Origin of the sequence: Streptomyces sp. NPDC102467 (assembly GCF_044765445.1) — a bacterium.
Classification (GTDB): Bacteria; Actinomycetota; Actinomycetes; order Streptomycetales; family Streptomycetaceae; genus Streptomyces.
Genome location: NZ_JBIWKA010000052.1, coordinates 1 through 9,322, shown reverse-complemented (window position 1 = coordinate 9,322; position 9,322 = coordinate 1). Strand labels below are relative to the sequence as shown.

Genomic DNA, 9,322 nt, shown 5'->3' with positions numbered 1-9,322 from the left:
GGAACACCGTCGAACGATGTATCAACCGCCTGAAAGGCTTCCGTGCCGTCGCCACGCGTTACGAGAAGCGGGCCTACATCTACCTCGGCACGGTCGCCCTCGCAGCCCTCATCATCTGGCTCCGCACATGATCCGAGAAACAGCGCCTAGTACCGGCGTCGGCGCCCACTGAGCGTTTTCCAACATCACGTTGAGGCGTGGTGAAGGGCGGGGACGGTCTTCACGATGTCGGTGATGGTTTTGGTGTTGCAGCGGAATTTGCGGAGCAGGCGCCAGCCCTTGAGGGTGGCCATGGCCTGTTCACCGACGCAGCGGATCTTGGTGTGGGTGGTGGTGTGGTACCGGCGCTGCCACCGCTTGGGCCGGCGTCCGCGGATCGGGATGCGAACGGGGCGGCCCGCGCCCTGGTACGCCGTGTCGGCTCAGGTGGTGAGTCCGGCCGTGCCGAGTGTGTCCAGGATGCCGTGCTCAACGGCCGCGGTCAGATCGTGGGTCGCGCCGGGCAGTGCGGAGGAGGCGAACAGCAGGCGGCCGGAGGGATCGGTGAGGACCTGCGCGTTCATGCCGTGGTGCTTCTTCTTGCCGGAGTGGTACGGGCGGTCGGCGGCGATCCGGTTGGTCGGCGGCACGGTGTCGTCCAGGATCAGGTACGCCTTCTTTCGCGTCGTTGCTGTCGTCTCGTTGAGCGTCGGCGCGAGCGCGGCCGGCACCTCGATGGCCTTACGGATATAGCGGTAGACGGTGGCGATCTTGCTGCCGAACCCGGCGGTGAGCTGGCTGTAGGTGTCACCGCAGCGCAGGTGTGCCAGGACGGGCAGGGCCTGACGGCCGGCGGTCAGCCGCCGCCATGTGTCCCGATCTCCCTGCGATGGTGGGCGAGTTGACCCGCGAGACGTCGCAGGTGCGCGGTGGGCCAATTGATCGCCGACAGGCAGACAAGCACGTGAAGCTCTTGGTGGTGCACGGTGGATCTTGGTCGTGACACCGTCTACCAGGAGCTTCACTACGTTGCAGAGCCGCTCAACTGACGGACCACACCGCCAGGTTGAAATGGGTTCACTGCCCGAACCACAGCTGCGGCCTGTTCCATGTCTGGGCGTCGATGAGTTCGCCGTGCGCCGCGGTCGCACCTACGCGACCATTTTCATCGACATGAACTCCCACCGCCCCGTCGACGTCCTCGTCGACCGTGCAGCGCACAACTTAGCCGCCTGGCTGCGCGATCACCTCGAGGTGCGGACTGTCTGCCGCGACCGCGCGGGCTCATTCCGTGACGGCGCCTGCGCAGGTGCCCCGCAGGCCCAGCAGGTGGCCGACGCCCGGCATCTGCTGCACAACCTGGCCGAAGCCGTCGAACGCATCGTCGGCCGACACCGCGCCGACCTACGCGAACCTCTCACGATGACGGACACTTTGAAGGCGTATGTCATGCGGGCACCAGCCCGGCCCGCAAGCGCGAGACCTACCGAGACGAGCGTCGATCGTAGCCGGACCGTCCGCCGGTCGAATCGGTGAGTGAGCCCGGGCAGCTGCTCGGCAAAGGTTCTGCGCGCGCAGGAACCCTCCGCGCAGACGAATCGGTGCACCCTCAATGCCACCACGACGGGCTTGCCCGCCGCCGGTAGGTCATGCGGAAACCGCAGATAAGAGCCGTGTTCGCCCCGACGGGCATCATCAACACCGACCCCGGCGCCTACACCATCCCAACCCCCTTGAGCACGAATCCCCTAACTACCCGGCCTTGGGGAAGGTTCACCTCTCTACTCCACCTCCGCTACCTACGCCGCCAGTTGCCGAGCAGTACGTCGACCGCCGTGTGCAGGGTCGCTGCGGCCACCCCGTCGCGCAACTGCGTGGAGAGGCCCAGGAGAAAGCCGTGGATCATGGTCGTCACCCCGTCGATGTCGATGTCCTCATCGAGTTCACCCGCGGCGACGCCCCGCTCCACGCAGGCCCTGATGCGCACCCGGTCCGCTTCTCGCCGCGCCATGACGGTCTCGCGCACTCCGGCGTGCTCCTGCCCCGGAGCCCGCATCGTGCCGGACAGGGCGATGAGACAGCCGGCGGGGTGGGACAAGTCGGCCTGCATATCGATCGAGCCGTGCAGCAGGCCGGCCACGGCCTCTCGCGGGCTGACGGTTTCGTCCTCGATGACGTCGGTGGCGCCGCCCGGCCCTTTCATGTACTGCTCGACGACTTGCTTGAACAGCCCTTCTTTCGAGCCGAAGGCGCCGTACAGGCTCGCGGAGGACAGTCCGGTAGCCGCTCGCAGCTGTGCCAGCGAGGTCGCTTCGTAACCCTGCTCCCAGAACAGCAGCATCGCGGCCTCCAGCACCGCCTCTAGGTCGAACGCGCGGGGACGGCCTGCGGACGGCACATGAACCTCCTGCATTACAGAACGGGCGGTCTACTCCGGGGACCACTCTCCCCACCCTCCATATTGGACCAACTGCTCCACAAGACGCCAAGACGCCTCGAAATCGGGGTGCCGGCGATCCCTGGCCGCCCGCGCGTGACCCTCATCACTTATGGATCAATCAGTCCGTAATAGCTTGACCAGGCCGCCCGGCCGGGGTGAGCATTCCGGCATGAACGATCCAGAATTCAGCAAGGACGGCGCCGACGTCCGCGCTCCGGTGAGCCGCGCGATGGTGCTGTTGCTGGCAGTGACGTGCGGCGCGGCAGTCGCGAACATCTACTACGCGCAACCGTTGCTGCCCGTGCTCTCCAAGGCGCTAGGGGTCTCCGAGGGGGCCGGAGGTCTGATCGTCACCGCCTCGCAGATCGGCTACGCGCTCTCGCTGGCCCTGCTGGTGCCCCTGGGCGACGTCCTTGAGCGCCGCCGACTGGTGAGCGGGTTGCTTGCTCTGAGTGCCGTCGCTCTCCTCGGCGTGGCGGCGGCCCCTTCGCTCGGTGCGCTGTACGCCTCGGTCGCGCTGGTCGGGGTGACCTCCGCCGTGGCGCAGATCGTGGTGCCGATGGCCGCCTCGCTGGCCGCCGACCATGAACGCGGCGCGGTGGTCGGCACGGTCATGAGCGGCCTGCTCATCGGCATCATGCTCGCGCGGACCGTTGCCGGAGCACTGGCCGAATTCGGGGACTGGCGCCTGGTGTTCGTCTTCGCGGCGTTCGTCATGGTGGTGCTTGCGCTCACCCTGCGCCTGGTTCTGCCTCCCGTACCGCCCACCGTGACGACGCCTTATCCCCGGCTGCTGCACTCGGTGGTGACGCTGGTGCGCACCGAGTCGCTGCTGCGTCGGCGCATGGGTCTTGCCGCGGTCGGCATGGGTGGCTTCACGGTGCTGTGGACCGCCTCGTCGTTTTTGCTCGCCGGCCCCGCCTACAAGTACGGGCCGGCGGTCATCGGACTGTTCGGACTGGTCGGGGTCGTCGGGGCCGCCGCGGCGTCGGTGGCCGGCAGGCTGACGGATCGCGGCCGTGGCCGCCAAGTGACCACCGGCGGGCTGATCGTGCTGACGGGCAGTTGGGGCGTACTCGCCTTCGCCGGCCGGGGAGGTCCGCTCGGTCTCAGTGCGCTGATGGTCGGTATCGTGGCGCTCAACCTGGCCCAGCAGGCGCTGTTGATCAGCCACCAGAGCGTTCTCTACCGCCGCATTCCGCATGCCCGCAGCCGGGTCACCACAGCGCTCATGGTCTCCGCGTTCGCCGGAAGTACCGTCTCATCCGCCCTGACGGCCACGCTGTACCCGCTCGTGGGCTGGACAGGAGTCTCCGTGCTCGGCGCGGTGATCGCGCTGATCGGCGTCGCGATCTGGTCCCTGGAACTTCTCCGCCCGAGCCCCGCAGATCCGCTCGCCGACCCGTCGGCGGACGAAAACGCCCAAGCGGCCCGTACCTCCACCCCCAACGCGGACCATGCTCACGCCCACGCACACGTCGAGGAAACCGCTCGTGCCTGAGATCCACCGAGTAGCGATCCTGGACGATCACCAGCACACGGCACACCGTTACGCCGACTGGGAATCCCTGCCCGAAGGTGCCCGTCTCACCTACTTCTTCGAGCACTTGGACGGTCCCGCGGAAGTGATAGCGGCACTGCGACCGTTCGACGTGGTCGTCGCGATGCGCGAGCGCACCCCCTTCCCCGCCGAGGTGCTCGACAGGCTGCCGAACCTGCGCCTGCTGGTGACCACGGGCCCGGCCAACGCGGCCATCGACACGGCCGCGGCCGCGCGCCAAGGGATCGTGGTGTCCGGCACCCGCGCCGCAGGACTGACCTCGACGGCCGAGCTGACCTGGGGACTCCTGCACGCCCTGACCCGCTCGCTCCCCGCCGAGGACCGCAACCTCCGTGAGGGCGCCTGGCAACAGACTGTGGGCCGCGACCTGCACGGCGCCCGCCTGGGCGTCGTCGGCCTGGGCGGCGTGGGCAGTCGCGTGGCCCAGGTCGGAGTCGCCTTCGGCATGGACGTCGTCGCCTGGAGCACCCACCTCGATCCCGAGCACGCGAATGCGCTGGGTGTGACTCCCGTCAGTAAGCGGGAACTGCTGAGCACCTCAGACGTGGTGACGCTCCACGTCCGACTCTCCCCACGCACCGTCGGCCTCATCGGCGCCGGCGAACTCGCCCTCATGCGGCCGGACGCGCTGCTGATCAACACCTCCCGGGCACCCGTCGTCGACGAGGCGGCGCTGCTGGCCGCGTTGCACGCCGGAGCGTTGGGCGGAGCCGCCCTGGACGTTCACCTCACCGAGCCGCTGCCAGCCGATTCGCCGTGGCACAGCGCTCCGCGGACCGTCCTCACCCCACACCTGGGCTACGTCACAGCCGGCACCTACGAGATCTTCTACCACGACGCACTCGGCGACATCCTCGCCTACGCCTCCGGCGAACCGGTCCGCTTGCTGACGCCGTGAGCAGACCAGGCCCCACCACCCCGACAGACGAACGAGGAAAGGAACCCACCATGGCCTCCACGGAACAGACCGCCACCCCCCACCCTCAGCGCGCTTGCGCCGACGATTCAGGGTGCCGGATGCCGGGCCTGTGGACACGCACTCTGGGCGACCTCACCATCACCTACGTCCCGGACGCCGGTGTCCACATGATCCCCGGCCGGGTCTACCCCGCTTCCGCCGAAGACGACTGGACAGAGCACCGTCCCCACATGACGGACGCGGGCCACCTGGCCATGGGATGCGGCGCACTGCTCGTCGAGCGTGGCGGAAGGCGCCTGCTCCTCGACGCCGGCCACGGCCGTATCTCGGGCGAGGACCCCGAGCACTTCCAACACGGCTTCGAGTACGTGCAGACCCTTCCCGATCACCTGGATGGCCTGGGCGTCGACCCGGCCACGCTGGAGACCGTGGCCTTCACCCACCTGCACGACGACCACACGGGCTGGGCCCGGCCGGACGCCGTCGACGACCCGCGCAGCCTGTTCCCCAACGCGCGCTGGATCGTGGGGGCAGGAGAACTGCGGGGCCTGAACCCCGCGGACGGTCCACGGCTCGCCGGACAGAGCGAACGGACCACAGCCGTCGCCGACGGAACGGAGATCGCCGAGGGAGTACGTGCCTGGGCGCTGCCCGGGCATACCCCCGGACACACGGCCTGGATCCTCGACACCGGTGACGGCCGACGGATCGTGGCCTTCGGTGACGCCATGCACTCACCCGTCCAGATCGAGCACCCCGACTGGGAAGTCGTCCTCGACCACGACCGAGCCGAGGCCGAAGCCTCACGCCGCCGACTCGTGCAGTTCCTGGCCCAGGACGACGTCTTCGGCTTCGGCGTGCACTTCGCCGACCAGCAACTCGGAACCGTCGACGCCGGCCACTGGCGCCCTTGGGAGGACGAGACGGACAACCGATAAGCCGCCCACCCGCAGTGGCCTCGACATGACGCACGAACCGGCGGCCGCGGCATGCCACGCCGCGGTGCGGCTACGGAGCGTCCGCGCCGGACCGTCGCGGCCCGCGCGAGGACCTCGCCTCGCTCGGCATGGCCCGCATGACAGGCTCCGGGGGTCTGCCTGCCGGTGCCGACCGTGTGATCAGGCGCTCCAGCCGCCTGTGCCACGCGAAAACTGCGGCTCGGCGGGCTGGTCTGAGGTAGGGGATCAGTCGTTGTCAGCCGTGCTTCCGCGCAGGGTCAGCCACAAGAGCAGCCCTGTCCCGCTCCCAGTGAGGACGACTCCTCCGGTCAGCCTGAGCCCGGCCCACCAGGGAGCGTCTCCGGTGAGCGCGGGGTCGGTGTCCTGGCCTCGCTCGCGGTCATTCACCTTGCGTCCTCTCCTATGACCACGATCTTCAGCAAAGAAGACGCGGCCCCGCCTAGGAGGGGTTCCACGCCATGATGCAGTGTCGGGGCACCGCTCTTTCAGTCGCGGTAGGCCGCCTGTTTCCTGGACCACGCGGTGGCGTCAGCTCCGTATCGAGTCAAGAGGCGTGCGAACTGGATCCGCTCCTCCGGTGACCAGGTGGCGGTGATCTCCTCGAAGGCTTTGCGCTGTTCGGCGGCGAAGCGGCTGCGTTCGGCCTCGCCGTATTCGGTGAGTTCGAGCACGGTGCGGCGTCCGTCGGACTGGGACGCCGTCCGGCGCAGCACACCGTCCGCGATGCAGGCGGCGACGGTCCGGCTGGCCACCGGCTGGACGACGCCCATCTCGGCGGCGAGGCCACCGACGGTCGTCTCGCCCGGCGCATCGGCGATCACATTGAGTACGAGGTTGCGGGACAGGTCCTTGCTCGATGCCGGTGCACGGCGGCGCAACCGTGACAGCGCCGGGCCGATCTGATCCAGCGCCAGGTCGTCGGAAGGCTGTTCGGAGAAGGACGCGCTGCTCATGTGACCGAGTCTAGGCCTGGGCCGCACATTTGCATACCGCTAGGCAATTGCATAGCGTTGGGTATGTAAATCATGGACGAGAAGAAACGAGGCCGACCGCTATGGCGCTCACCGCGATCACAGGCGCGCAGATCTTCGACGGGGAGAAGACGACGGGCGTGCAAACCGTGGTCATCGACGGCGGGCGGATCGCCCGTGTCGGTGGCGACGCACCTCAGGGCAGCGAGATCGTCGACGGCAGCGGCGCCACCCTGCTGCCGGGGCTCATCGACGCCCATGTTCACTCTGCCCCAGGTTCCCTGGCGCTCGCCCTGCGGTTCGGGGTGACGACCGAGCTGGAGATGCAGGGGATGAACACCCGGGAGAATCGGGGGCCCATCGCCGACGACGACACCCTGGCCGATGTGCGCTCTTCAGGCTTCGCCATCACACCGCCCGGCGGTCACCCGAGCGAGCTGATGCCCGAAGGCTTCCGGCCGAAGTGGGATCTTCCCCCGGTGATGCCCCTGATGCCGTTCTCCACCACTCCCGAGGAAGCGGCCGCCTTCGTGCCCCAGCTCCTCGCCCGCGGCTCCGACTTCATCAAGTTCATGATCGACGACGGCAGCGTGGAGGGGCACCCCGGGCTGCCCTCGCTCGACCGGGCCACTGTGAACGCCGGTGTCGCCGAAGCCAAGAAGTACGGCGCCCTCACCGTGGCCCACGCGCTGACCGTGGACGCCACCAAGATGGCCGCCGAAGCCGGCATCGACGGCCTCACCCACGTGTTCATGGACCAGCCGCACACCGCCGAGATCATCGACGTCATCAAGGACGCGGGCATGTTCGTCATTCCCTGCGTCACCCTCAACGCATCGATGATGGGGATCACCGGCAGCGAGCTCGCCGACGACCCCCGGGTCGCCGCACGCCTCGACAGCGCGTGGGACCGCACCCTGCGCTCCAGCTACAACCGCTACCCGCAGGGCAGGCTCGACGACGTGTACGACACCGTGCGCGCCCTGGACGCCGCCGGCGTCGACGTACTGGCCGGTACCGACGTCTCCATGCCCGAGACGTTCTTCGGGGGCCTGGCCCACGGAGCGAGCCTGCACCACGAACTGCAGTATCTGGTGGCCGCCGGCCTCACTCCCGAACGGGCCCTGCGGGCGGCCACGGCGACCACAGCCCGCCGCTTTCTCCTCAGCGACCGGGGCCGCGTCGCCGAGGGACTCCGCGCCGACCTCCTGCTGGTCGACGGAGACCCGACCCACAACATCAGCGATACCCTCAACACGCGCGCCGTCTGGCGCCGCGGCACCCGCCTGACGGCATGACCGCAGCACTTCCCCTTGAGGGAAGGAGTCAACTGTCCGGTGCTTGCTCGACGCGGTACGGCGGCCTTCTACGATCCGCTGCATGCTGGATCTTGAGCTGTTGGAACGGATTACCGCGCGGCGCGCAGAACTGGACGAACTCGAGGAGTAACTGGTCAAACAGCTGGCGGAAGTACGGGCGGAGCGGGATGAACTCGCTGTCGCCTAGCGTGTCCTTGAGCGCGTGAGCGAGCAGTTCACCGACGAGCGCGCCTCGGCTGTGTCGGCGCACGGGCAGGTGGGTGGACGGGCCGTGATGCTGATCCCGCACCGCGTGCCGGACATGGAGGAGAACATGCTTCCGCCGGACCACCAGCGCATCCTCGCCGTCGTGCGGCAGGCCGCCGGGCCGGTCATGGCCCGTCAGGTCGGCGAGATGCTGGGGGCGGACATCAGCGTGCGCGCCAAGCTGGAGCCGTGACGCCGCATTCTCAGAACGCCCGGTGGAACCGGGTGCCGTCCTGCCATGGAGCTGCAGGATCGACACGGACATCCACGACGTGGGCGTCCTGTTGATCCGTCATCGCGCATACTCCGTGTGATCGAATGCTGCGCATCGTACGGCGCCCTGCATGACCAGCCATGACGCTTTGCGCGACCTCAGAAGCCGTATCTCAACCGAACATGATCGCTTGATTTCCGCTGGTCAGGCATGGGGTGGCTCGCTCTGAGAAAGGCATCCGGCATCTTGTTCCCGTTCGGGGAGCTGGCGGCGCGCGATGGCGTCGGTACTGGGCATGCTGGAGGAGCGGGAGGCCGCCGCCCGTGTGCGAGTGGAGGGGCTGCGGGAGGAAGTCGCTCGGTTGGCTGAGGTGTTGGAGGCCGCCGAGATTGAGCTGGACCGGCGGGTGATCGCGCGGGAGGAGCTGGTCGAGGCCCTGGCCCTCTCGGCTGTGGAAACTACCGCTGTGGCCGAGGCGGAGGCGGAAACCACTCCCTCGCCCGCGCCGGTGCCGGGCTCGATCGTGCCGCCTTGGCGCGAGGGATTGTCGGTGACGGTGCTGGCGCCGGACTACCAGCGGATTCTGGGCGTGCTCGACGAGCGGGCCGGGAGTTCGGGCGGGGGGCGGGGCTTCGGTGGATATCCGCCATGCGCTGCGGGAGATGGTGGGCGAGGGCGGTGTGCGGTCCGTCGCCGCGCGGGCTTGCGCCGCCG

The 9,322-nt window shown here is 68.6% G+C and carries 9 protein-coding genes and 3 pseudogenes; 8 read left to right on the top strand and 4 right to left on the bottom strand.

Going from position 1 to position 9,322, the window contains the following annotated elements; all coding sequences use genetic code 11:
• Positions 1 to 131 (top strand): annotated as a pseudogene (locus ACIREE_RS42265) (IS5/IS1182 family transposase); the annotation flags it as partial.
• A gap of 54 nt (positions 132 to 185) precedes the next feature.
• Here the strand turns inward: ACIREE_RS42265 and ACIREE_RS42260 are convergent.
• Positions 186 to 943 (bottom strand): annotated as a pseudogene (locus ACIREE_RS42260) (transposase family protein).
• A 35-nt stretch (positions 944 to 978) separates the two neighbouring features.
• Between ACIREE_RS42260 and ACIREE_RS42255 the strand changes: the two are divergent.
• A complete protein-coding gene (locus ACIREE_RS42255) occupies positions 979 to 1,515 on the top strand; it encodes a transposase (protein WP_404164880.1) in 537 nt (178 codons plus the stop codon).
• A 259-nt stretch (positions 1,516 to 1,774) separates the two neighbouring features.
• Here the strand turns inward: ACIREE_RS42255 and ACIREE_RS42250 are convergent, their stop codons facing one another.
• On the bottom strand, positions 1,775 to 2,377 hold the full coding sequence (locus ACIREE_RS42250; protein WP_404164878.1) for a TetR/AcrR family transcriptional regulator: 603 nt from the start codon (positions 2,375 to 2,377) through the stop codon (positions 1,775 to 1,777).
• 211 nt (positions 2,378 to 2,588) lie between these two features.
• Here ACIREE_RS42250 and ACIREE_RS42245 point away from each other — a divergent pair, with 211 nt between their 5' ends.
• From ACIREE_RS42245 to ACIREE_RS42235, 3 genes are read left to right on the top strand one after another with little or no spacing between them, the layout of a single operon-like run.
• Entirely contained in the window at positions 2,589 to 3,920 is a 1,332-nt protein-coding gene (locus tag ACIREE_RS42245) for an MFS transporter (protein ID WP_404164876.1), read from the top strand.
• Positions 3,877 to 4,878, top strand: coding sequence for a D-2-hydroxyacid dehydrogenase family protein (locus ACIREE_RS42240; RefSeq protein WP_404164875.1), 1,002 nt, complete (start codon positions 3,877 to 3,879; stop codon positions 4,876 to 4,878). The genes ACIREE_RS42245 and ACIREE_RS42240 overlap by 44 nt, the downstream gene beginning before the upstream one ends.
• Before the next feature lie 50 nt (positions 4,879 to 4,928).
• Positions 4,929 to 5,837 (top strand): MBL fold metallo-hydrolase, encoded by a 909-nt coding sequence (locus tag ACIREE_RS42235; protein ID WP_404164873.1) that lies wholly within the window; start codon positions 4,929 to 4,931, stop codon positions 5,835 to 5,837.
• A gap of 246 nt (positions 5,838 to 6,083) precedes the next feature.
• Here the strand turns inward: ACIREE_RS42235 and ACIREE_RS42230 are convergent, their stop codons facing one another.
• Positions 6,084 to 6,245, bottom strand: a complete 162-nt coding sequence (locus tag ACIREE_RS42230) for a hypothetical protein (RefSeq protein WP_404164871.1) — start codon at positions 6,243 to 6,245, stop codon at positions 6,084 to 6,086.
• Positions 6,246 to 6,343: 98 nt separating this feature from the next.
• Complete coding sequence (locus ACIREE_RS42225; protein ID WP_404164869.1) at positions 6,344 to 6,811, bottom strand: MarR family winged helix-turn-helix transcriptional regulator; 468 nt, start codon at positions 6,809 to 6,811, stop codon at positions 6,344 to 6,346.
• A 101-nt stretch (positions 6,812 to 6,912) separates the two neighbouring features.
• On the opposite strand from ACIREE_RS42225, the gene ACIREE_RS42220 reads away from it, so the two are divergent.
• The 3 genes and pseudogenes from ACIREE_RS42220 to ACIREE_RS42210 form a co-directional block, all read left to right on the top strand.
• A complete protein-coding gene (locus ACIREE_RS42220) occupies positions 6,913 to 8,127 on the top strand; it encodes an amidohydrolase family protein (protein ID WP_404164868.1) in 1,215 nt (404 codons plus the stop codon).
• A gap of 223 nt (positions 8,128 to 8,350) precedes the next feature.
• Complete coding sequence (locus tag ACIREE_RS42215) at positions 8,351 to 8,587, top strand: hypothetical protein (protein WP_404164866.1); 237 nt, start codon at positions 8,351 to 8,353, stop codon at positions 8,585 to 8,587.
• 298 nt (positions 8,588 to 8,885) lie between these two features.
• A pseudogene (locus ACIREE_RS42210) lies at positions 8,886 to 9,322 on the top strand (hypothetical protein); the annotation flags it as partial.